Annotated in this window: 21 protein-coding genes; 7 read left to right on the forward strand and 14 right to left on the reverse strand. The window is 68.6% G+C overall.

Annotated elements, in window-relative coordinates; all coding sequences use genetic code 11:
• Positions 1–9: 9 nt before the first annotated feature.
• The 3 genes from ACNJ7E_RS04145 to ACNJ7E_RS04155 form a co-directional block, all read right to left on the reverse strand.
• Positions 10–1,161 carry an acyl-CoA dehydrogenase family protein gene (locus ACNJ7E_RS04145; RefSeq protein ID WP_280779066.1) on the reverse strand — a complete coding sequence of 384 codons (1,152 nt, stop codon included), beginning with the start codon at positions 1,159–1,161 and terminating at the stop codon, positions 10–12.
• Positions 1,146–2,186 (reverse strand): acyl-CoA dehydrogenase family protein, encoded by a 1,041-nt coding sequence (locus ACNJ7E_RS04150; protein WP_280779067.1) that lies wholly within the window; start codon positions 2,184–2,186, stop codon positions 1,146–1,148. The genes ACNJ7E_RS04145 and ACNJ7E_RS04150 overlap by 16 nt, the downstream gene beginning before the upstream one ends.
• 82 nt (positions 2,187–2,268) lie before the next feature.
• Positions 2,269–4,434: an acyl-CoA dehydrogenase family protein gene (locus ACNJ7E_RS04155; RefSeq protein WP_418339205.1), complete on the reverse strand. Its 2,166-nt coding sequence runs from the start codon at positions 4,432–4,434 to the stop codon at positions 2,269–2,271.
• Positions 4,435–4,528: 94 nt separating this feature from the next.
• Between ACNJ7E_RS04155 and kstR the strand changes: the two genes are divergently transcribed.
• Together kstR and otsB are read left to right on the forward strand one after the other, a co-directional pair.
• Positions 4,529–5,167, forward strand: coding sequence for a cholesterol catabolism transcriptional regulator KstR (kstR, locus tag ACNJ7E_RS04160; protein WP_005566090.1), 639 nt, complete (start codon positions 4,529–4,531; stop codon positions 5,165–5,167).
• 68 nt (positions 5,168–5,235) lie between these two features.
• Positions 5,236–7,776: a trehalose-phosphatase gene (gene otsB, locus ACNJ7E_RS04165; RefSeq protein WP_418339206.1), complete on the forward strand. Its 2,541-nt coding sequence runs from the start codon at positions 5,236–5,238 to the stop codon at positions 7,774–7,776.
• A gap of 19 nt (positions 7,777–7,795) precedes the next feature.
• Here otsB and ACNJ7E_RS04170 read toward each other — a convergent pair whose 3' ends face one another.
• Positions 7,796–8,884, reverse strand: a complete 1,089-nt coding sequence (locus ACNJ7E_RS04170) for a LacI family DNA-binding transcriptional regulator (RefSeq protein WP_061043583.1) — start codon at positions 8,882–8,884, stop codon at positions 7,796–7,798.
• 138 nt (positions 8,885–9,022) lie between these two features.
• Here ACNJ7E_RS04170 and ACNJ7E_RS04175 point away from each other — a divergent pair, with 138 nt between their 5' ends.
• Genes ACNJ7E_RS04175 through ACNJ7E_RS04185 form a run of 3 tightly spaced genes read left to right on the forward strand, consistent with a single transcriptional unit; the run spans position 9,023 to position 11,761 of the window.
• Positions 9,023–9,979 carry a metal ABC transporter solute-binding protein, Zn/Mn family gene (locus ACNJ7E_RS04175; RefSeq protein WP_418339207.1) on the forward strand — a complete coding sequence of 319 codons (957 nt, stop codon included), beginning with the start codon at positions 9,023–9,025 and terminating at the stop codon, positions 9,977–9,979.
• Positions 9,980–9,992: 13 nt separating this feature from the next.
• Positions 9,993–10,871, forward strand: coding sequence for a metal ABC transporter ATP-binding protein (locus ACNJ7E_RS04180; protein WP_061043582.1), 879 nt, complete (start codon positions 9,993–9,995; stop codon positions 10,869–10,871).
• On the forward strand, positions 10,868–11,761 hold the full coding sequence (locus ACNJ7E_RS04185; RefSeq protein WP_005566094.1) for a metal ABC transporter permease: 894 nt from the start codon (positions 10,868–10,870) through the stop codon (positions 11,759–11,761). Before ACNJ7E_RS04180 ends, ACNJ7E_RS04185 begins: the two co-directional genes overlap by 4 nt.
• 6 nt (positions 11,762–11,767) lie before the next feature.
• Here the strand turns inward: ACNJ7E_RS04185 and ACNJ7E_RS04190 are convergent, their stop codons facing one another.
• The 4 genes from ACNJ7E_RS04190 to ACNJ7E_RS04205 form a co-directional block, all read right to left on the reverse strand.
• Entirely contained in the window at positions 11,768–12,295 is a 528-nt protein-coding gene (locus ACNJ7E_RS04190) for a DUF3558 domain-containing protein (protein ID WP_418339208.1), read from the reverse strand.
• On the reverse strand, positions 12,292–12,705 hold the full coding sequence (locus ACNJ7E_RS04195; RefSeq protein ID WP_283334929.1) for a hypothetical protein: 414 nt from the start codon (positions 12,703–12,705) through the stop codon (positions 12,292–12,294). The genes ACNJ7E_RS04190 and ACNJ7E_RS04195 overlap by 4 nt, the downstream gene beginning before the upstream one ends.
• 63 nt (positions 12,706–12,768) lie before the next feature.
• Complete coding sequence (locus ACNJ7E_RS04200; protein ID WP_418339209.1) at positions 12,769–13,530, reverse strand: ESX secretion-associated protein EspG; 762 nt, start codon at positions 13,528–13,530, stop codon at positions 12,769–12,771.
• Positions 13,527–14,684, reverse strand: a complete 1,158-nt coding sequence (locus tag ACNJ7E_RS04205; RefSeq protein WP_418339210.1) for a hypothetical protein — start codon at positions 14,682–14,684, stop codon at positions 13,527–13,529. Before ACNJ7E_RS04205 ends, ACNJ7E_RS04200 begins: the two co-directional genes overlap by 4 nt.
• A 131-nt stretch (positions 14,685–14,815) precedes the next feature.
• Between ACNJ7E_RS04205 and ACNJ7E_RS04210 the strand changes: the two genes are divergently transcribed.
• Both ACNJ7E_RS04210 and ACNJ7E_RS04215 read left to right on the forward strand, forming a co-directional pair.
• Positions 14,816–15,574, forward strand: coding sequence for a LamB/YcsF family protein (locus tag ACNJ7E_RS04210; protein ID WP_418339211.1), 759 nt, complete (start codon positions 14,816–14,818; stop codon positions 15,572–15,574).
• The gene (locus tag ACNJ7E_RS04215; RefSeq protein WP_418339212.1) at positions 15,574–16,194 is read left to right on the forward strand and encodes a 5-oxoprolinase subunit B family protein; all 621 of its coding nucleotides are present in this window, start codon (positions 15,574–15,576) and stop codon (positions 16,192–16,194) included. The genes ACNJ7E_RS04210 and ACNJ7E_RS04215 overlap by 1 nt, the downstream gene beginning before the upstream one ends.
• A 21-nt stretch (positions 16,195–16,215) precedes the next feature.
• Here ACNJ7E_RS04215 and ACNJ7E_RS04220 read toward each other — a convergent pair whose 3' ends face one another.
• The 6 genes from ACNJ7E_RS04220 to ACNJ7E_RS04245 all read right to left on the reverse strand — a co-directional run.
• A complete protein-coding gene (locus ACNJ7E_RS04220; RefSeq protein ID WP_418339213.1) occupies positions 16,216–17,169 on the reverse strand; it encodes a PDR/VanB family oxidoreductase in 954 nt (317 codons plus the stop codon).
• Positions 17,150–18,175, reverse strand: coding sequence for a Rieske 2Fe-2S domain-containing protein (locus tag ACNJ7E_RS04225; protein ID WP_418339214.1), 1,026 nt, complete (start codon positions 18,173–18,175; stop codon positions 17,150–17,152). The genes ACNJ7E_RS04220 and ACNJ7E_RS04225 overlap by 20 nt, the downstream gene beginning before the upstream one ends.
• Positions 18,176–18,194: 19 nt before the next feature.
• Entirely contained in the window at positions 18,195–18,965 is a 771-nt protein-coding gene (locus ACNJ7E_RS04230) for an SDR family NAD(P)-dependent oxidoreductase (protein ID WP_418339215.1), read from the reverse strand.
• The gene (locus ACNJ7E_RS04235) at positions 18,962–20,467 is read right to left on the reverse strand and encodes a C45 family autoproteolytic acyltransferase/hydrolase (RefSeq protein WP_418339216.1); all 1,506 of its coding nucleotides are present in this window, start codon (positions 20,465–20,467) and stop codon (positions 18,962–18,964) included. The genes ACNJ7E_RS04230 and ACNJ7E_RS04235 overlap by 4 nt, the downstream gene beginning before the upstream one ends.
• Positions 20,464–21,300, reverse strand: coding sequence for a polysaccharide deacetylase family protein (locus ACNJ7E_RS04240; protein WP_418339217.1), 837 nt, complete (start codon positions 21,298–21,300; stop codon positions 20,464–20,466). Before ACNJ7E_RS04240 ends, ACNJ7E_RS04235 begins: the two co-directional genes overlap by 4 nt.
• 289 nt (positions 21,301–21,589) lie before the next feature.
• The coding region (locus ACNJ7E_RS04245) for an aspartate aminotransferase family protein (protein WP_418339218.1) at positions 21,590–22,884 on the reverse strand (1,295 nt) is incomplete at its 5' end.

The following is a 22,884-nucleotide window of genomic DNA, read 5'->3' on the forward strand; positions in this document are numbered from 1 at the left end:
GCGGCGCTCCTATCGCGGGACTCGGGGAAGTTTCAGACCGGCTGTCGCGATCAGCTCACGCATCACCTCGTTGACACCGCCACCGAACGTGATGACGAGGTTGCGCTTCACCTGCATGTCGAGCCACCTCATGAGGTCGGCGGTCTCCGGCTCGGACGGGTCGCCGTAGCGCCCGACGATCTCTTCGACGAGCCTGCCGATGCGCTGAATACGTTCGGTGGCGAACACTTTCGTCGCGGACGCGTCGGCGATGTCGACGGCGTCCGCCTCACTCGACGCCACCTGCCAGTTGAGTAGTTCGTTGAGGCGGAACGTCGCGTGGATCTCGCCGAGCGCGCGCCGCACGTCCGGCTCGTCGAGCAGGTCGTGCGCGACGGCCCAGTTGCGGATGCGGTCGTAGAGGCCGCCGACCCGGCCGGCCGGTCCGAGCATGACGCGTTCGTGGTTGAGCTGGGTGGTGATCAGTCGCCAGCCCTGATTCTCCTCACCGACCAGCATGTCCGCGGGAACCCGGACGTCGGAGTAGTAGGTGGCGTTCACGTGATGCGCACCGTCGCACGTGATGATCGGCGTCCAGCTGTAGCCCGGGTCCTTGGTGTCCATGATCAGGATGGAGATTCCGCGGTGACGCGAATCCGCCGAGCCCGTCCGGACGGCGAGCCACAGGTAGTCGGCGTCGTGACCGCCGGTGGTGAAGATCTTCTGCCCGTTGACGACGTACTCGTCACCCACGCGCACGGCCGTGGTCCGCAGCGCCGCGAGGTCGGTGCCCGCTTCCGGTTCGGTGTAGCCGATCGCGAAGTGCACCTCGCCGGCCAGGATCGCGGGAAGGAATTTGCGCTTCTGCTCCTCGGTCCCGTACTTCTGCAGCGTCGGACCCACCGTCTGCAACGTGACCGCGGGCAGCGGAACGTCGGCGCGGGTCGCCTCGTTGACGAAGATCTGCTGCTCGATCTCGCCGAAGCCGCGGCCCCCGAACTCCACCGGCCAGCCCACTCCGAGCCAGCCGTCCTTGCCCATCCGGCGGATGACCTCGCGGTAGGTGCTGCCGTGGCGCTCTGTGCGCATCACCTCGGCCTCGGCAGGCGAAATCAGCCCGGAGAAATAGCGCCGGAGTTCCGCTTGCAGCTCACGCTGCTCGTCGGTCAGATCGATGAACACCGGGCCCCCACGAGGTCGAGTCGGTACGAGGCGCCGCCCACGAGGCGGGCCAGGTCTTTGGCGGTCGAGTAATAACGGTGCAGCGGGTACGTGACGTCGACGCCGATCCCGCCGTGCAAATGGTGCAGAACCTGCATGGCGGCAGGCACTTCGGCGGCGATCCAATACGCCATCACGTCCAGATCGTCCTGGGCGTCCAGGCCTTCGGACACCCGCCACGACGCCGCGAGCGCCGACACGTGGAGGGTGCGGGACGTGACGTAGACGTCGGCGATCTGCTGCGACACGGCCTGGAACGTGGCGAGCGGCTTACCGAACTGGTGGCGCGTCGCGAGGTGCTCCCCTGCCAGAACCGTTGCGCCCGACAGCAGTCCGTCCGCGACCGCCCCGATCGACGCCAGGGCGATGCGGTACAGCGTCTGCACCGCGTCGTCGCCGGCGGCGAGCAGTTCACCCCGCGCGCCGTCGAACGTGATCGCGAATTCGGGGCTCCCCGACGCCGAGGGTGTCGGCGTGAGCGTGACGCCGTCCGCGCCCGGATCCACCAGCACCACCCCGGTGTCCGTGGGCACGAGAATCCGATGTGCCCGCTCGGCGAACGGAACCGCGAGCACGCGCCCGGTAACGGAGTAGCCGTCCCCGTCCGCGACCGCGGTCACCGAGGGCCGTGCCGGGAACTGCGCCCCGGGTTCGGCGAGCGCCGCGGTGAACGTGCGCCCGTCGGCGAGACCGGTGAGCAGTGCGTCCTGTTGGGCGTCGTCGCCCAGCGCGACGATGGGCAGCACACCGAATCCGAGCGTTGCGAGGGCCGGGACCCGCGCCGCCTTCCGCCCGACCTCGGTCAGCAGCGCACCGACGTCGGTGACCGAGAGCCCTTCACCGCCGAGGCGTTCCGGCAGTGCGAGGGTCAGCAGGTCGGCGTCGGCGAACGCGGCCCAGAGGGCGTCGTCGTCGAGGTCGCGGGCCAGCAGTCCGGCCGCGACCTGGGCCACGGCCTCCTGGGTTTCGTCTCGAGTGAAGTCCACGCTGACAATCCCACTTTCAATTTAGAACGTGTTCTAGTTGTATCACCATCCCGGACCTCGCGAAAGACCATCGCGACGCGGCTCAGCCCCGCGGCAGCCCGAGAATCCGCTCGGCCGCGACCGTCAGCAGGATCTGCGTCGTTCCGCCCGCAATCGACAGGCAGCGTGTATTGAGGAACTCCCGCGCCAGCGGACCCTCCACCCATCCGTCCACGCCACCGAGTTCCATCGCGAATTCCGCGACCGCCTGCCGCTGGCGGACACCGACCAGCTTGCGGACACTCGATTCCGGTCCGGGGTCCTGACCGTCCAGCTGCCGGAGGGTGGTGCGCAGTTCGAGCTGCGAGCCGACGAGCGCATTGCCGATGAGATGCCCGAGCCTGTCGTCGGTCACGGGGTCGCCGTCCCCCGCGAGCGCGAGCAGTTCCTCCATCGCCGCACCGAGCGAGGAGCCTCCGCCCATCGCGACCCGCTCGTTCGCCAACGTGGTTCGGGCCAGCTTCCAGCCGTCGCCGAGATTCCCGACCACCAGCTCGTCCGGTACGAACACGTCCTCGAGATACACCTCGTTGAACAGGGCGTCGCCGGTGATCTCGCGCAGCGGCGAGATGGTGATGCCGGGGCTCGTCATGTCGACGAGGAAGTAGCTGATGCCCTTGTGTTTGGGCGCGTCCCGGTCGGTGCGGGCCAGGCAGATTGCCCAGTCCGCTTCCTGCGCCCTCGACGTCCAGACCTTCTGACCGTTCAGCCGCCACCCGCCGTCCACCTTCTCCGCGGACGTCCGCAGCGCCGCCAGGTCGGAGCCGGCGCCGGGTTCGCTGAACAGCTGGCACCAGATGATCTCGCCGCGCAACGTCGGGGTGGCGAAGCGCTCGATCTGCTCGGCGCTGCCGTGCTCGAGGATCGTGGGCACGGCCCACCAGCCGATCACGAGGTCGGGCCTGCCGATCCCGGCGGCCGCCAGCTCCTCCTCGATCAGGATCTGTTCGGCGGCGCGCGCACCCCGCCCGTAGGGTGCGGGCCAGTGCGGGGCCAGGTAGCCCGATTCCGCGAGGGCCACGCGTCGCTCCGACTCCGGCCGCGCCACAAGCTCGGCGATTTCGGCGCGAATCTGCGCCCGTTCGTCGTCGAGCCCGGTCAGGTCGATCGACAGGTGCCTGCGAGCACCGGTCCGCGTCAGTTCGGTGACCCGCGCCCGCCAGCGGGTGGAGCCGCCGAGCAGCTGCCGCAGCGACGTCGCCCGGCGGAGGTAGAAGTGCGCGTCGTGTTCCCAGGTGAAGCCGATCCCGCCGAGCACCTGGATGCAGTCCTTGGCGGTCTCGACGGCGGCGTCGAGCGTGAGCGACGCCGCGACCGCGGCCGCGATCGGCAGCTCCCCGCCGTCCGCGTCCCACGCGTCCTCCGCCGCCACGGCCGCATCCCACGCCGCCGCACCGGCTTGTTCGACGCGGCACAGCATCTCCGCGCACAGATGCTTGATCGCCTGGAACGATCCGATCGGTTTGCCGAACTGCTCGCGAATCTTGGCGTACTCCACCGCCGTTCGCAGACACCAGGCCGCGATCCCGGATGCCTCCGCGGCGGCGAGAGTCGCCGCGAGGTCGGGCACGAGCCCGTCCCGCACGCCGGTGACCACGCGGTCGGCCGCCACCGCCACACCCTCGCAGCGCACCCGCGCGAGAGGGCGGCTCTTGTCGATCGTGTCGGCGACCGTGATGTCCAGGCCGTCGGCTTCGCCGTCGATCAGACACCACACGACGCCGTCGCCCGCGTCGGCGGGCAGCAGCACGGACACCCCCGCGTCACCACCGATCGCGAAGCCCGCGTCGCCGGTGACCGTCAGCCCGCCGTCGGCCCCGAGGGTCGCGTTCACCGGGGAGTTGCTGCCGAGAGCCACCGCGCACGGCATCGCGCCGTCCGCGAGTTCCTCGGACCACCGTTTCGCGGCGGCGCCGGAGCTTCGGCCGACGATCAGAGCGGCGAGAGCGGTCGAGAGAACAGGACCCGGGACGAGTTCGGTCGCGGCCTGTTCGAGCATCGCGGCGAGATCGACGATCTCCGCTCCCGACCCACCGACCTCGTCGGGCACGGCGACCGAGAAAATTCCGAGCGAGGCGAAGGACGGCCACGACTCACGCCACGAATCTGCTGGTCCTTGCCGTACTGTGACCAGCGGGTCCGTGGACCGCGCCCAAGCCTGGATCGAACCCGCTGCAGCCTTCTGTTCTTCGGTGGTGGCGATTGTCACAACGGGTATCCGCCTCTCCTGAATGACACATTCGTCTAGAACGTGTTCTAATATGACACCTGGCCATGAGTCAAGGCGCGAAGGAAAACAGGTAATGACGACCAGCTCTCGATCACGGTCCACGACGGTCGCTGCGGCGACGCTGGGCGAGGACGATCTCAGTTCCAACGCGCAGAAGGAACGGCGCAAGCGGATCCTCGACGCGACCCTGGCCCTGGCCTCCAAGGGCGGATACGAAGCCGTGCAGATGCGGGCCGTCGCCGAACGCGCCGACGTCGCCGTGGGGACGCTGTACCGCTACTTCCCGTCCAAGGTGCACCTGCTGGTGTCGGCGCTCGCCCGCGAGTTCGAGCGGATCGACTCGCGGGGAAAGAACCCGCCGGGCCGGAACCCGCTCGAGCGGATGCAGCTGATCCTCAGCCAGATCACCCGGGCCATGCAGCGCGACCCACTGCTGACCGAGGCCATGACCCGCGCCTTCATGTTCGCCGACGCGTCTGCCGCCGCCGAGGTCGATCAGGTGGGCAAGCTGATGGACCGCCTGTTCGCCCGCGCGATGACGGACACCGAGCCCACCGAAGACCAGTTGGCCGTCGCCCGCGTCATCTCCGACGTGTGGCTGTCGAACCTGGTGGCCTGGCTCACCCGCCGCTCGTCCGCGACCGATGTCGCGAATCGGCTCGAACTCACCGTCGAACTGCTGCTCGGTGACGGAAGCCGCAGACCCGAGTAGGACGCGATCGGGGCACAGCCCCGGCCGACAACGCGCTCACAGCCGTCCCATCCCCTAGATTTGAACATGTGAGCGCCCATGATCTGCCCATCGAACTTCGTCGTGCCCTCTCGAGGGTTGCGCGGACCCCTCGCCTGCTCGTCGCTTCCGATTACGACGGCACGATGGCCCCCATCGTCTCCGACCCCGAGAAGGCGTTCCCCCACGCCGAATCGGTGCGCGCTCTCCGCGCCCTGGCCAGCCTCGCCGGAACGACGGCGGCCGTGATCTCGGGCCGCGCACTCAAAGACCTCGCCGCGCTGTCGCGGCTGCCCGCCGAGGTTCAACTGGTCGGCAGCCACGGCTCGGAATTCGACATCGGATTCATCCATGCGATCGACGCCGACGCCAAGAAACTTCTCGGTGAGATCACCGAGGAACTCACCCGGATCGCCACGCTGCACGCCGGTACGTCGGTGGAGGCGAAACCGGCGAGCGTCGCCCTCCACGTCCGCAACGCCGACGCCGAGGAAGGCGCCCTGGCCCTGGCCGCTGTGCGCGCCGATGCCGGACAGCGCGTGGGCGTGCAGGTCACCGAGGGCAAGTCCGTCATCGAACTGGCCGTCGTCGCCACCGACAAGGGCCACGCACTCGACCTGATCCGCCACCAGGACGGTGCGACGGCAGCCGTCTTCGTCGGCGACGACGTCACCGACGAGAAGGCATTCGCGCGCCTCCAGGGCCCCGACCTCGGCGTGAAGGTGGGCCCCGGCGAGAGCCTCGCCGAGTTCCGGGTGTCGACCACCGAAGACGTGGCCGCGGCCCTCGCGTTCCTGCTCGAGGAGCGTCGCACCTGGCTGTCCGGGGCACACGCCCCGCCGATCGAGCGCCTCACCATGCTCGCCAGCCCGCGGACCGTCGCCCTCGTCACCCCCGACGCGACCCTCACGTGGCTGTGTCATCCCGAACCCGACTCGGCGTCCGTGTTCGCGCATCTGCTCGGCGGTCCGGAGGCCGGCCACTTCAGCGTCGGCCCGCACCGGAGCGCGCTGCCGCTGAGCCAGCGGTACATCGACAGCACCATGACCGTGCAGACACGGTGGGCCAGCCTCTCCGTCACCGACTACCTGCCGCACGACGTCCGCCAGGGCCGCACCGACCTGACCCGGGTGATCAGCGGGCAGGCCGCCGCCGTCGTGACGTTCGCACCGCGGCCCGAGTTCGGGCAGGGCCAGGTCATCCTGGAGGCGGTCTCCGAGGGACTGCGGGTGCACGGCACCAACGAGCCGATCGTGCTGCGCTCCCCCGGCGTGCAGTGGAACGTCACGTCCGACGGCAACCAGCAGACCGCGCATGCCGTCGTCGACCCGTCCGGCGGCGACGTCGTCCTGGAATTGCGGTGCGGCACCGAAGAACTCGGACCGTCGGAGACTCCCGAGGAGGAGCGTCGCGCGCTGGCCGAATCGTATTGGTCGGACTGGGCGAAGAGCCTCACCCTGCCCACGCTCAAACCTGACCTGATGAAGCGCTCCGCCCTCACCCTCCGCGGTCTGGTGCACGTCGACTCCGGAGCGATCATGGCGGCCGCCACCACCTCGCTGCCCGAGGAGATCGGCGGCGTCCGCAACTGGGACTACCGCTACTGCTGGCTGCGCGACGCGGCGCTCACCGCGTCCGCGCTCGTCAGCCTCGGCTCGCTGAGCGAGGCCGAGGGCTACCTCGACTGGGTGCACGACGTCCTCGAGACGCTGCCCGGCCCCGAACGCCTGCACCCCCTCTACACGCTGCACGGTGGCGGTCTGCCGCCCGAGGCCGTCATCGACTCGCTGCCCGGCTACGCGGGCTCGCGGCCGGTCCGCATCGGCAACGCGGCCAACCAGCAGGTGCAACTCGACGTGTTCGGACCCATCGTCGAACTCATCCACGACCTGTCCCACGCCCGCGAGAAGCAGGGCGTCGAGGTGGCGCTCAACGACCGCGACTGGGAACTGGTCTGCGCCATGGTCGAGGCCGTCGAACGCCGCTGGTTCGAACCCGACCACGGCATCTGGGAGATCCGCGACAACCCGCGTCACCACGTGTACTCCAAGGTGATGGGCTGGGTCACCGTCGACCGTGCGGTGGCGCTGGCCGAGCACTTCGGCCGCGACGTCGAGCCCGGCTGGACGTCGTTGCGCGACAAGATCGCCGAGGAGGTGCGCGAGAAGGGCTGGAAGGACGAGGTCCGCTCGTACACCGCCGCCTACGACGGCACCGACCTCGACGCCGCCACCCTGTACATCGGACTGTCCGGGCTGATCGACCCGTCGGACGAGAAGTTCGCCGCCACCGTCACGGCCACCGAGGCGGAACTGCGCAGCGGCTCGACCGTGTACCGGTACCACCACGACGACGGGCTGCCCGGAACCGAGGGCGGGTTCCACCTCTGCGCTGCGTGGCTGGTCGAGGCGTACCTGCTGATCGGTCAGCGGTCGCAAGCGGAGGCGTTGTTCGCGCAACTCGTCGACGCCGCCGGACCGACCGGACTGCTCAGCGAGGAGTACGACCCCGTCGCCGAGCGGTCGCTGGGCAACCACCCCCAGGCGTACAGCCATCTGGGACTGCTGCGCTGCGCTCAGCTCCTGGCCTAGCGCGTATGGGATGGCCGGGTCAGCGCTTGGCGGGCCCGGCCGTCGAACCCCGCAGCAGTTCGGTCTCGAGCATCTCGACGGTCGCGACACCGGAGTGCGACGGGGACATGAGCAGGGCACCTGCCCGGCGACCCTTCTCCTCCTGGGGTTGCCGCACGGTGGTCAGGCCCTCACGCAGTGCGTCGTCGACTCCGTCGAATCCGGTGATCGACAGCCGGCCGGGCACGTCGATGCCCTGCCAGCGCGCCCAGTCCAGCGCGCCGAGCGCGAGGACGTCGGTGGTGCACACGAGCGCGGTGATCCGCGGATTCACGCCCAGTGCCTGCGCGGCAGCGGCGTGCCCCGATTTCCCGGTGTGCTCGAACCGCTCGACGACGGTCAGCGTCCGAGGGTCCAGGCCGGCGTCGGACATGGCGTCGCGCACTCCCTCGATGCGTTCGCGCTGGACGTGGAAGTTCGGTGAGCGCAGACGCTCGGCGTCGGCGACCCCGTCCGAGCGGTCACGCCCCAGCCTCATGCTCAGCACGCCGATGTCGCGGTGGCCGAGCCCGATCAGATAGTCGGCGAGGCCCCGCATCGCGCCGCGGTCGTCGATGCCGACGAGGGAGGCCCCCGGGATTTCCCGCGGCTGATCGCACACGACCATCGGCAGGTGACGCTCGCACACCGCCGCGAGGTAGGGGTCGTCGTCCGCCACCGAGTACACGACGAACCCGTCGACGCCCGCCTGCTGCACGACCGCGGCGGCGTCCGCCTCCTCGCGACCCGGGCCCGCCGGAATCAGCAGCAGACCCTGCCCGGCGGCCTCGCACGACTCGGCCAGTCCGGACAGAAAGCTCATCGCGGCGGGGTCGCGGAAGGAGTAGCTGAGGGCCTCGGTGAGCAGCAGTCCGACGGCACCGGCCTTGCGGGTGCGCAGGGATCGGGCCACCGGGTCGGGGCCGGGGTAGCCGCGGCGCTTGGCCGCCTGCAGCACCCGGTCGCGGAGTTCCGCAGAGAGTTGATCCGGCCGGTTGTAGGCGTTGGACACCGTCGTTCGCGAAATGTTGAGCTCGGCCGCGAGCGACGCCAGCGTGGCTTGGCGACGAGGCTGTCGAGACCTGGGCATAGGGGGACGTTAGTACCTGGCCCGCGTTCGGGCGCGTCGGGGCTGCACCGAAAGTGCACTACCAGGACCTATCCGCTAAAGTGCAACGGTAACGGTTTCCAATAGCGTTTAGCGTTCGTCTTCGGTCAGGAGTTTTCTGTGCGCGCTTCCTCAGGTTTTCGTGCCGCCACGGCGGCCGTCGGGCTGTCGTTCGCCGCCGCCCTCACCCTCACCGCGTGCGGCTCCGACACGACCGGTGACGGCACGCTGACCGTCGTCGCGTCGACGAACGTGTGGGGCAGCGTCGCGCAGGCCGTCGCCGGCGACAAGGTGGACGTCACCTCGATCATCACCGAACCGTCGTCCGACCCGCACTCGTTCGAGGCGAGCCCCACCGACGCCGCCAAGCTCACCGACGCCTCCCTGATCGTCTACAACGGCGGCGGGTACGACCACTTCGTCGACGACATCATCGGCACCGGCAACAGCGACCAGCTCACCGTCAACGCGTTCGACCTCCTCGAGGGCGGCGCGCACGCAGGCGAGGACGAACATTCCGAGGGCGGCGACTCGCACGAGGGCCACGACCACGGCGACGTGAACGAGCACGTCTGGTTCGACGTCGACACCGTCGACGCCACCGCACAGTCCATCGCGGACAAGCTCGGCCAACTCGACCCCGACAACGCCGACGCCTACAAGGCCAACGCCGCCACCTTCCACGGTCAGCTCGAGCAGATCTCCGCGATCACCGACGGCATCGCGGCAGCGCACAAGGACGCACCCGTCGCCCAGACCGAACCGATCGCCTACTACCTGCTGCAGTCCGCGGGCCTGAAGGACGTCACCCCGCCCGACTTCACGAGCGCCATCGAGAACGGCAACGACCCCGCACCCGCCGCCATCGCCGCGACACGACAGCTGCTCACCGACAAGCAGGTGCAGGCCCTCGTCTACAACGTGCAGACGCAGGACCGGGTCACCCAGGACGTGCGGGCCACGGCCGAGTCTGCGGGCATCCCCGTCGTCGAGGTGACCGAAACCCTGCCCGAAGGCCTGGACTACATTCAGTGGCAGACCAACACCGCCGAGTCGCTTGCTGCGGCTCTGCAATAGAACTGATCGGCTTGTGACAGAACCCACTTCGAAGAACGCCGGCAACGGTCGCGTCCCCGCACTGGAATTGACGGGGGCGCGACTGTCCTTCGGCGAACGCACACTCTGGCAGGACCTCGACCTCACCGTGGAACCCGGCGAATTCGTCGCCGTCCTCGGACCCAACGGGTCGGGCAAGACGTCGCTGCTGAAGGTGCTGCTCGGCCAGCTCGCCCTCAGCTCCGGTACCGCGCGCATCGCCGGATCCCCGGCGCGGAAGGGCAATTCGCACGTCGGGTACATCCCCCAGCAGAAGTCGCTCGACGACGGGCTGCCGCTGCGGGGCCGCGACCTCGTCGGCCTCGGCGTCGACGGCCACCAGTGGGGAACCGGCATCCTCCGGCGAGGGCGGCGCCGGGCGATCGTCGACGCGGCCATCAGCGAAGTCGGCGCCCAGAACTACGCGGACGCCCCGATCGGTTCCATGTCCGGCGGTGAGCAGCAACGACTGCGTATCGCGCAGGCCCTCGTCGGCAACCCCCAGATCCTGCTGTGCGACGAACCGCTGCTCAGCCTCGACCTGGCCAACCAGAATCTCGTGTCGGGACTCATCGACCGGCGGCGCCGCACCCACGACACCGCGGTGCTGTTCGTCACCCACGAGATCAACCCGATCCTCCCCCTCGTCGACCGCGTGCTCTACCTCGTCGACGGACAGTTCCGCATCGGCAAACCCGAAGAGGTCATGACGTCGGAGGTGCTGTCCGAGCTGTACCGCACCGACGTCGAGGTGCTGCACGTACGCGGCCGCCTCGTCGTCATCGGCACCGGCGACGCCATCGACGCGCTCGGCAGCGCGGGCGGCCTCCGCCCCGGTGAGGGTGTGCACCACACGGACGAGGGACACGCATGAGCAACAAGTTCACCGACGCGATGTCGCACATGTTCGACGTCTCGGCCACCGTCGACCTCCTGCAGTACGACTTCGTCCAGCAGGCATTGATCGCCGGCGCCATCCTCGGCCTGCTGGCAGGAGCCATCGGCCCGCTGATCGTGAGCAGGCAGATGTCGTTCGCCGTGCACGGCACGAGCGAGCTGTCGCTGACCGGTGCGTCGGCGGCCCTGCTCATCGGAGTCAGCGTCGGGGCCGGCGCCATCGCCGGGTCGGTGGTCGCGGCGGTCCTGTTCGGGTTGCTCGGCGCGAAGGCCCGCGACCGTGACTCGGTCATCGGCGTGATCATGGCGTTCGGGCTCGGTCTGTCGGTGCTGTTCATCTGGTCGTACCAAGGGCGCACCGGCACCAGTTTCTCGCTGCTGATCGGCCAGATCGTGGCGCCCGGAGACAGCGGCCTCCAACTGCTGCTGCTCTGCGCCGTGCTGGTCATCGGGGTCCTCGGCCTCATCTACCGCCCCCTCCTCTTCGCGAGCACCGACCCCGACGTCGCCGAAGCCCGCGGCGTCCCCGTCCGTGCGCTGTCGATCGTGTTCGCCGTCCTCGTCGGCATCACGGCCGCGCTCGGCGTCCAGATCGTCGGGGCACTGCTGGTGATGGCACTGCTCATCACCCCCGCCGCGGCCGCCGCCTACGTCACCGCCAGCCCACTCAAGGCGACGATCCTGTCGATCGTGTTCGCCGAACTCGCCGCCGTCGGCGGCATCCTGCTGTCCCTCGCACCCGGAGTGCCCGTATCGAGCTTCGTCACCACGATCTCGTTCGTCATCTACCTCGTGTGCCGGCTCAGCGGATCCTCACGACGCAAGAACGCGGGACGCATCACCCCCACCCACGCACACACGCACTGAGCCGCCCTACAGGTGGTCGGGGAAATACGGCGCCAACGTCGTAGCCACCTTCGTCGCCTGATCGCACGCCGCGTCGACGGTCGTGAAATCCTCCAACTCGCTGTACCCGATCATGAACTCCAGAATCCCCGGCTCGATCGCCACCGACACCGTGCACGCACTACCGCCGCGGAAATCCGACACCAGAGCACGCCGCCCGCCGATCTCGGTCTCACTCAGGACGTCGAAGCGGTCGCTCGACTCGACGCTGCTGACGGTTTCAGCAAGCGCGGAAATGACAACGCCGTAGTCAGGATTGCGCGATCGAAATGAGCATGAACGATTCGCCGGCTCATCCGAAAGCCGCGATCCTGCGCGCACGTCGATCTGCGCCGCTTGGAGCGCCTCCTGGGGAAGACCGTCACAGGGGTGGAACCCGATCGCCTTCGCCGGCTGCTGCGCAGCTGCGCCATCCACCGGAGTTGAACAGCCTGCAATTGCGGCAATACCCATTAGGCCGGTTACGAAGGCGATTCCGCCGGACCGACGCTTCACAAGTTCCCTCCGACCGACCCCAGACTCGACGCGATGGCCGCATCCTGCTCGTTGTATCGCGCGAGGACCGCCTCGAACATCGACTTCATGTCCTTCGCATACGTTTGATGCGCACCGAATAGACCCACCGCCGAATTCGCGAACTCGATGTCGCCGCCTCCGATGGCCTTCTCGTCGAATTTGCGTGCCAGCTGCTTCGCCGAGGCGATGTCCTGCTCTCCAATTCCCAGATCAGCGGCGCGAAGTTTCTGACGAGCGTTGTCAGCCAAGTCGCCCATCAATTCCGCATGCTCCTGGCACAGCTTGATGCACTGCTCTATGCCTGCGGGGTCGAGTTCTAGCCTGCCTCCCCCGGTGACGTTCTCGGTGAAAGCCTTCCATCCGGCTTCCGGTGCTTCTGGCCCCGCCATGTCGGTGTCCCCTCCGTGTGTCGTGCTGTGTCCCCATCTGTGCAATCGCGGGCGCGTGGCAATCTACCAACCGCGGGCACCGACCGACCCCGCTCGAGGAGTGGTACCGACCCTGATCAGGGTGTCGAGCGAGGATACGAGCTGTTCGGGGCCTGCCGGGTGCGCAGCGGATGGGTCGTGTGGTCCGATCGCGTAGCGTCCGTCGCCGGCGATGTCGATCCAGTGCATGACGCCGACGTCCCTGCCGGTGCCGTAGCGGGAACCGCGGAAGACGCGGATCTTCCCGCGTCCCGCGTATCCCTTCTGTACGGCAGATTCGAGTCGCGGGGCGGGGGCCGCCCGATTGACCTCCTGCAGGATTCCCCGAGAGAAGTGGGTGTCCTGTTCGTCGCGCCGCTGGAACCGGCGGCGGCCGGCGGCGTTCTGCGGGATCAGCCCGATCAGTTGGGCGCCCAGCCGCCCGGCCGCACCGGCGCCGATGACCACGTCGCCACCGATCTGCGGTGCCCGGCCGGGGAGTTGCGACGCGATCACCACCCATTGCCGCTGTTGCGCACCGATGATGCGGATCGGGATCTCGTCGGCGGCCGAACCGGAGATCTCGACATACACGTCGGGGTCGGCGAGCACACCCAACGCCGACCTCACATCGTCGTGCTCGGCTCCCGCGAACGCTTCGCGTATCCGGTTCTGCTCGGCGACATACGCATTGAGCCCGGGGTGCGCGCTCACGATCCGGAACGGGTACGGGATGCGGTCCTGCCCTGCGCCGGCCCACAGGGCGTCGAACAGTTCGGGACGCAGCCGCCAGTTGCGCATGTTCATGCGCCGATCACCGGTGGCGAGACGAGGGGCAGCTTGCCGATCAATTCGTTGCCGTTGTCGAGGGTGATCAGGTAGTCGGGCGTCTTGTGTTCCTTGCCCTCGCCGCCGCCCTTGGCAGGTCCTCCGCCGCCCATCATTCCCCCGCCCATCGGGCCGGTGCCCCGCATCCCGGCACCCGCGCGACCTCCGGCGTTGGCCCCCGGAACCCCGGGTGCGGTGCCGGGCCGGGCCACGGCCCCCGGCTGATTCCCGGCACCGACGCCACCGCCGAGTCCGCCGACTCCCAGTCCGCCGCCAGCGGAAGCCCCACCCACACCTGCGGATCGCGAGCCGGCAGCCGAGGACGAATCGGCGGTGGAAGGCATGCCCGTCCGGCTCTGCGCGTGATCCCCCGTCGCCGAGGCCGGAGCCGTCGTCGCCGGTGTGGTGGCAGCCGACGGCGCGGTGGCCGCATTCTGCTGCGTGCCGTCCGCAGCGGGCGCGCCGTCCACTCCGGGCTCGACGGAAGGGTCGCTCACGGGCGCGTCGCCAAGAGAGGGCTGCCCGGCGCTCGGTCCGCCGAGCCGGTCGCTCGAACTCGGGGCGCCGCTCGGGTAGTCGCCACCGGGCCCGGCCGGACCCGAGGGAACGTCGACGATGCTCTCCGGTTTCGTGAACGACGGGACGTTGCCGTCCGACGTCGCGAGTCCGGGGTTGTAGATCGTGGCCATCTTCTCGCGCGCTTCGCCCTCGCGCCGGTAGTACTCGTCTTCGGTGTCCGTGTCCCAGGGCGTCAACTTGTCCCACAGTCCGGTGCCGATGGTTTCGGGAACCTGCGACCGAAGCGACGCGACCGTCTCCGCCAGCGGCGTCAGCGCGTCCGCCACGCCGTGAAGTTGTTCCTGCGCCTGCGGCGCGGAGGTCGAGTACCGTTCGGTCTCGCCGTAGGCCGCCGACGCGGCAGCACCGTGCCAGCTCCCGCTGATCGTCTTCTTGATCGCGTCGCTGAACTCGACGATCGCGTCGTGGGCCGTCGTCCCCAGTTCGGCCCAGGCTCGTGCGATGCCGCTGACGTTCTCGACATTCATGCCGGCGACGGCGCTCGCGATCCTCGCATGATCCCACTGATCCGAGTGAAAGTTCTCGGGATCCTTGATGTATGCCGGGTCGGTCACGTTTCCCCCTCCGATGGCGCGCAGTCCACCACGCACGGTCAATTGTTCTGACGCAGCAGGACCCTCACCGGTTCCGCCCGCCCCCGCGAGAGAATCTACAAGACGGCACTCGGAACCCTAGTATCGAATATGTGCCGGCAATCGATCTGAACAGCGACCTCGGCGAGAGCTACGGCGCCTGGACCCTCGGCGACGACCTGGCGATGCTGAAGCTCGTGACCAGCGCCAATGTGGCCTGCGGTTTTCATGCGGGCGATCCCACTACCCTGTCGGCCACCTGTTCGGCGGCGTCCGAGCTGACGGTCCGGATCGGCGCGCAGGTCGGCTACCACGACCTCGCCGGGTTCGGGCGCCGGTTCATCGACATCGCGCCGCGTGACCTGACGGCCGACGTCGTCTATCAGATCGGCGCCCTCGACGGTCTCGCCCAGGTTTCCGGCTCCGCGGTGGCGTACGTGAAACCGCACGGCGCGCTGTACAACGCGATCGTCCACCACCGCGAGCAAGCCCGCGCGGTGGTCGCGGCGGTCCACTCATACGACCCGACGCTGCCCGTCCTCGGTCTGCCCGGTTCCGTGTTCCTCGAGGAGGCCGAGAAGGCCGGACTGAGGACGGTCACCGAGGCGTTCGCGGACCGCGCGTACACACCGGAGGGAACGCTGGTGCCACGCACGACGGACGGGGCCGTCCTGCACGATCCCGCGGTGGTGGCCGAACGGGTCCGCAGACTCGTCGTCGATCACACCCTCGAAGCGGTCGACGGCACGGTACTCACGGTCACCGCTGAATCCGTCTGCGTCCACGGCGATACGCCCGCAGCCGTCGAGATGGCCACCGCCATCCGGTCGTTGCTCGACACCGAGGGCATCACGGTGGAGCCGTTCGTGTGATGCGCATCCTCGACGTCGGAGAAAGCGCGGTCCTCGCCGAATTCGAGGACCTCGGCACCGTGCTCGCGCATTTTCGTGCGCTGGACGACTCCCGGCCACCCGGGGTCGTGGAGGTGATCCCGGCGGCGCGCACCATCCTGGTGCGGTTCGACCACGGCGCGACCAGCCGCGACCGCGTCGCCAAGTGGGTGCGGACCACGGAACCGGACGCGACGGTCGCCGAGGATCCCCCGGACGAGATCCGGATAGCGGTGCGCTACGACGGTCCCGACCTCGAGGACGTGGCCGAGCTGACCGGTCTCGGTGTCGACGGCGTCGTCGCCGCACACACCGGAACACCGTGGACGGTGGCGTTCTGCGGCTTCGCCCCGGGTTTCGGTTACCTCACCGGCGGCGCACCCGAGCTGCACGTGCCGCGCCGCTCGACGCCTCGGACCTCCGTCCCCGCCGGGACCGTGGCTCTGGGCGGGGAGTTCACGGGAATCTATCCCCGCAGCTCGCCCGGCGGCTGGCAACTCATCGGCACCACCGACGAACCGATCTGGGATGCCGAACGCACTCCCCCCGCCCTCCTGCGCCCCGGCGTCGTCGTGCGCTTCGCGCCCGTGAGTACTTATTAACCGCCCGACGTTAATAAGTACTCACAGGTCCAGGACCAGGCGGTCGCCCCTCGCGCGGGACACGCAGATCATCATGCTGTTGCACTGCGCACGTTCTGTTTCGGTGAGGAGGTCGTCGCGGTGGTCGACGTCGCCGCCGAGGACCTTCACCTCACAGGACCCGCAGATTCCCATCTCGCACGACGACGGATGGTCGATGCCGGCGTCGCGGACGGCCTCGAGCACTGTCTGGTCGGGACGCACCGGGACGACCTTCTCGCTGCGAGCCAGTTCGACCTCGAACTCACAGCTGGACGCGACCGTGGGTGCCGACGCGGCGAACCGCTCGAGGTAGAGGTCGTCGGCGCGGCCCGCCTTCGACATCCTTTCCACCAACGCGTCCATGAGCGGAGTGGGCCCGCAGCAGTAGACCGCCGCCCCCGCGGAGGACGCCACGATGGCCTCCAGGTCGAGGTGACCGCTCGTGTCCTGCGGCACCAGCTGCACCGCGGACGCGTCGAGCTCGTTCACGAATGCGAAGTGCTCGGCAGTGCGCGCGCCGTACACCAGTTCCCAGGTTTCGCCGCGGCGCTGCACTTCCCGGATCATCGGCAGCATCGGGGTGACGCCGATTCCGCCGGCGACGAACACGTACCGGTCCGCCTCCGTCAATGCGAAATTGGAGCGGGGACGGCCGACCTCGATCAGCCGGCCCGGACGCAACTCTCGGTGGACCTCCACCGAACCGCCCCGGCCTGCGGGTAGTTCGAGGACCGCGATGCGGTAGCGGGTCGAGTCGGCCGGGTCACCGCACAGCGAGTACTGCCGGACCGTCCCCGACGGCAAGTGCACGTCGACGTGAGCACCGGGCTCCCAGGCCGGTAGCTCACCGCCGTCCGCGCGGGCGAACTCGTACGAGGTGACCGACTCGGCCTCCCAGCGGGCGACGACGACGCGGAGCGAAAGAGTCTGCGTATCACACGACCTCGTTGACATGACTGCCGTCCTTGACGCGGTTCATCAGCTCGGTGAACGAGCGCCGGTAGTTGAGGGTGAACAGGTCGGCGGGTACGGAGAATTCCTGGTACTCGGAATCCCATGGGATCTCGCGGGGTTCGATGAATTCGACGATCGGGATGTCCTCGAGGTACACCATCTCCTCGACGCGCAGGCATTCCTCGAGGTCTGCGCCGCGGTAGCCGACCTCGTTGGCGACGCCCCAGAAGATCTTGACGTGTTCGTAGTCGATGGGTGACGGGAACCCGGCGACGACGCGGCGCCCCAGCTTCTCGTAGTGGTAGGTGATGGACGCGAGACCCGGTGCGGAGCAGCGGTACCGCATCATGCAGTCGCCGTCGTTGGCCCAGTCGCCGGAGCCGGCGTCGAGCGGGCGGTCCATCCAGACGTCGAGTCCGTCCCGGTTGACGTTCAGCGGTTCGACGACCTCCGGGGTCGGGCCCATCGACACCTTGTGGACGAAGGGGAAGTGTGCGACGTCGCGGAAGTTTTCGATCGTCACGCCGACTCCGACCGACGAGTCGATGGGTTCGGCGGCAAGCCATTCGAGGTCGAGGCCCTGCCACTCGTCGATCTCGTACATGTCGCGGATCGGGTCCTCGAGCACCGTCCAGACGTGTCCGAACCGCTCGACCGCTGGGTAGGTGGCGATCGACGCGCGCGGCGGGACCTTGCCCTGATCGGCCAGGGACGGGATGCGGCTGCAGCTGCCGTCAGTGCTGGAGAACTCCCAGCCGTGGTACGGGCAGCCGATCGAACTCCGGTGCACTTCGCCCATCGACAGGTCGCCGCCGCGGTGCGGGCAGCGCCGCGACTGCACCGAGATCCGCCCCTCGCCGTCTCGGTAGATCACCAGGCTGACGCCGAGAAGCGTGGCCGTCTGGGGCTTGTCGAGGTCGCAGAGGCGCGCGACCGGGAACCAGGAGCGGCGCATCGATGCTTCGGCCAGTTCACGTTTGGTGGGAGTGGGGATCGCGGTTGTCACGAGGGTCCTTTCGGGGAGGTCAGGCGCCGACGACGAGCGCTCCACCGTTGACCGCGAGGGTCTGACCGGTGATGAATGCGGCTTCGTCGGAGGCGAGGAAGGCAACGGCCGCGGCGATTTCGTTGGCGTCGCCGAGACGGCCGAGGGGGACGGCTGCGAGTTCTTCGGCATAGACGTCGTCGGGGACCATGCGGGTGTGGATCGCGCCCGGTGCGACGGCGTTGACAAGGATCTTCTGCGAGACGAGTTCTGAGGACAGCGCCTTCATCAGCCCGAGTTGCGCAGTCTTGGACACCATGTAGCCGTAGGAGTGCCCGCCGGGGACCTGCCCCCACTGCGAGGAGATGAAGATGACGCGCGGTGCCTCACCGCGCGCGAGGAGCGGCGCGGCGACGCGGGTGATGGCGTACGGCCCGAGGACATTGACGTCGAGGTAGGGCCGGAGGTTCTCGACGGGTGTCTCGTCGAGGGTCTTCCAGTCGTGCATGATGCCGGCGTTGTGGACGAGGATGTCGAGGCGACCCCAGTTGTCGTTCGCGACGGCGACGACCCGTTCGCCGGCGTCCGGTGCGGTGACGTCCAGTTCGAGGCATTCGACGCGGCGGCCGGTGCTGTCGCGGATCTCCTTGGCGACCGCCGACAGTTCCGCGACGTCCAGATCGGCGACGATCAGGTCGGCTCCGCGGGACGCGAGGGTCCGCGCGTGTGCGGCACCCATGCCGCGTGCCGCGCCGGTGATCAGCGCGACGCGGTCATCCAGCCGAACACTCGGAATAGCGGCCGGACTCATACGCCCGCTCCCACGATGTGCGGCTCGGTGACGTACAGCATGTTGCCGTCGGGGTCGAAGAACGGACGGTACTGGTACCAGGTGCCGCTGGGGTGCTTCCACTGGATCCGCTCGTCGACCCATTCGACGCGTCCGTCCAGCGCGGCCTCGGCCTCGTCGAGACTGTCGACCTCGAACGCGATCGAGTCGTAGCCGGGTGCGTTGTCGGAGTTGATCGCGGTGCGGCGCGGCGCATGTTCGCCCACTTCGGATTTGAAGATGTACAGCGTCACGTTACCCATGTCGATCGCCGCCCACTCCTCGTCCTTCTCGTACGGGAGGTGGAAGGGCAGCCCGAGGACCCCGTGGTAGAACTCCACGAGTGCGTCGACATCGCGCGTGAGGATGTCCATGTTGTCGATGCGCTTCAATTTCAGCACGGTGTTCTCCTTGGTCGGTGCCGCGAAATCGGCAGGAATGGTGCAGGGCCCACCGGAATGGGCCGTCAGGGTTCCGTTCTCGACGTCGAGCGAGACGGTGGCGAGGGTTTCGAAGCGTGCCGCCGTGGGCAGGGCCGGGTCGACGTGGCAGCACGTCGCTCCGCCGCCGAGCAGGTGCGACGTCATCGCCTCGAGGACTGCGGGGGCATCGACGTCCGGCCTGCCGGACAGTCGACGGCGGAGCATGTCGAACCGGATCACGGTGTCCGGTCCGTCCCGGAGTTCGGTGTCGTGCAGGTTCGCCGGGCTGCTGAGGAAATGGTTGGTGTGGACGAGCAGGCCGTCGCGGTCCGGCAGGGCGTATCCGATCCCGCCGGGGTTGAGTTCGACGCTCACGGCGGCGGATTCGCCACCGGAGCTCGCGACGAGTGTCAGCGACGTCGACGCCGAGACCTTCGCCTGGGCGAGCCGGCCGAGCGCGTGGTTGAGGTCGCGCGACTCGTCGAGCACGGCGCGGGCCAGCACGTGCACCGGGACGCCGATCCCGTTCCCGTCCTCGGAGTGGTGGAGGATGTTGAAGTGCACGCCGAGGCCGCGGTCGTTGACGCCGATCTTGCCGACGATTCCGTACTCGGTGACGGTTGTGGTCAGATGTCCGTTCTCGTGCGGGATTTCCCAGACGAACCACAGGTCGCCGAGCTCGGCGAACCAGTCCCACGCCTGCACGGAGACCGGTGCGTCCCCGTCCCGGAGCCGGACGACCGTAGAACACTCGCTCGGCGTGACTCCGCCGACTGCGGCCAGCACCTCGGTGCGTGCGTTGATCGCCGCGACCGCGGTCACCGGAAGACCGGCGCCGTCGGCGATGCCGGCGATCTCGTCGGCGAGCGCAGGCGCGGCAGTCGTGATCCGCTCGAGGGCGACGGTCCCCCAGTGGTCCAGGTCGACGGCCGCGCCGGCAGCGCGGTCGAACAACTGCCGGTATGCGGCCACGGAGGCGCCGACCTGTTCCGCATGGGCACTGCCGAACTCGTAGCCGCGGTCCCGCGGCCGGACCTGTGTGGAACGGAACCGGCGGGTCACGACGCCACCTGCAGCCGCGACGCCACCAACTCGGCGACCTCGTCGAGGCGGGCGAACCACACGTCACCGGACTCGGCCATGTGCGCCACCACCTGCTCGAACTGGGCGAGCCGGTAGGGGCGTCCGATGACCTCGGGATGCATGGTGAAGCTCGTGTGCCTGCGTTCGGCACGGGCCGACTCGAATTCTGCTGTCCAACAGCGGCGCAACTCTTCCGGGTCGGCGACGTTGCCGCCACCGTCGATGTTCCAGCCGAAGCGCGGCCAGTCGTCGAGCGACCAGTGCACGGGCAGTTCGAGGATCTCGCGGCCGTCCCAGGACTCGATGTAGGGACGGTCGTCGCCCATACAGCTGGAGTCGTAAAGGAATCCGCGTTCGACCAGCAGAGCGAATGTCTCGGGGGTGAGTTCCCAGGACGTGGAGCGGTATCCCTTCGGCCGCGGGACGCCGAGCCGCTCGAGTGCCTCGAGGCCGTTGTCGATCTCGTCGATCTGTTGCTGCTCGCTCACCTTGTCGCTGCGCAGGTGCAGGTGGCCGTGGTGACCGATCTCGTGCCCGGCGTCGAGCAGGCTCTCCACCATCGCGGGGTGGTGCTCCGCGGTGTGACCCGGGACGAAGAACGTCGCCGAGATGTCGTATCGGCGGAGCAGATCGAGGATGCGCGGCACTCCGCGCGTGACGCCGTAGCGGCCCTCGGACAGGATGGTCAGACGGCGTTCGTACTCGTCGCCCTCGCCGAGCCAGCCGGCCTCCGCGTCGACGTCGAACGTCAACGACACCGCGGCCGCCTTGCTGCCCGGCCAGTTGGCAGTGGGAAGGTCCTGAATCGTCAAGACGTGCTCCTCGTCGATTGTGCCGCTCCCGGCGGCTGAGAGAACTCGGTGCTGCGCATTTCGGCATCCAGCGGGGGTCAATTCAGCGCTTTGCGTGTTTCAAACCACATTAACAGTGCGCAAACCGCTACACAACCCCGAAAACGCCTGGTTTGCGTCGTTACTGCCGATCCGGCTGCGCATTGCGCAGTCTCACTCCCGATGTGCGCGTTCGGCGCACCGGAAAACACGAAGGCGGCACCTCGACGACGTAGTCGAGGTGCCGCCTTCCGGCGTGGGACCGGTTGCGTTACAGCAGGGTCCAGGCTTCGGTGAGGACGCTGCGGAGGATGTGTTCGATTTCGTCGAATTCGGCTTGCCCGCAGATCAGGGGTGGGGCGAGTTGGATGACCGGGTCGCCGCGGTCGTCGGCGCGGCAGTACAGGCCGGCGTCGAACAGGGCGGTGGAGAGGAACCCGTGCAGGATCCGTTCGGCCTCGTCGTCGGTGAACGACTCCTTGGTGGTCTTGTCCTTGACCAGCTCGATGCCGTAGAAGAAGCCTTCCCCGCGCACGTCCCCGACCATGGGTAGGTCGGTGAGCTTGTCGAGGGTGGCCCTGAACGCCGGTGCCTGCTCGGCGACGTGGGTGTTGAGGCCCTCGCGTTCGAAGATGTCCAGGTTCGCCAACGCCACCGCCGCCGAGACGGGGTGTCCGCCGAAGGTGTAGCCGTGCGCGAACATCGACGTGCCGTCGGCGAAGGGTTCGAAGAGCCGGTCCGAGGCGATCATCGCCCCGATCGGCGAGTACCCGGAGGTCAGGCCCTTGGCGCAGGTGATGATGTCGGGCACGTATCCGAAGTCGTCGCAGGCGAACATCGACCCGATCCGGCCGAACGCGCAGATCACCTCGTCCGAGACCAGCAGCACGTCGTAGTCGTCGCAGATCTGCCGGACCCGCTCGAAGTAGCCGGGCGGGGGTGGGAAGCAGCCGCCGGCGTTTTGCACCGGTTCGAGGAAGACGGCGGCGACGGTGTCCGGGCCCTCGAATTCGATGGCCTCGGCGATCCGGTCGGCGGCCCAGATCCCGAATGCCTTCGGGTCGGAGCCCAGCGGTTCGGGGGCGCGGTAGATGTTGGTGTTGGGGACCCGGAACGCGCCGGGGGTGAGCGGTTCGAACGGGGCCTTCAGGGCGGGGATGCCGGTGATGGCGAGGGCGCCCTGCGGGGTGCCGTGGTAGGCGATGGAGCGGGAGATGACCTTGTGTTTGCCGGGTTTGCCGACCTTCTTGAAGTACTGTTTGGCCAGTTTCCAGGCGCTTTCGACGGCCTCGCCGCCGCCGGTGGTGAAGAAGACCCGGTTCAGATCGCCGGGGGCGTAGCCGGCGAGGCGTTCGGCGAGTTCGATCGCCGGTGGGGTGGCGTAGGACCAGAGCGGGAAGAACGCGAGCTGTTCGGCCTGCTTGGCGGCGGCCTCGGCGAGCTCGGTGCGGCCGTGCCCGGCCTGGACGACGAACAACCCGGACAGCCCGTCGAGGTAGCTCTTGCCGGCGGTGTCCCAGATCCGGGCGCCCTCACCGCGGGTGATGATCGGCGGCGTGATGTTCT

This window comes from Rhodococcus mengyinensis (assembly GCF_048381435.1).
In the GTDB taxonomy this organism is placed as follows: Bacteria; Actinomycetota; Actinomycetes; order Mycobacteriales; family Mycobacteriaceae; genus Rhodococcus_F; species Rhodococcus_F opacus_D.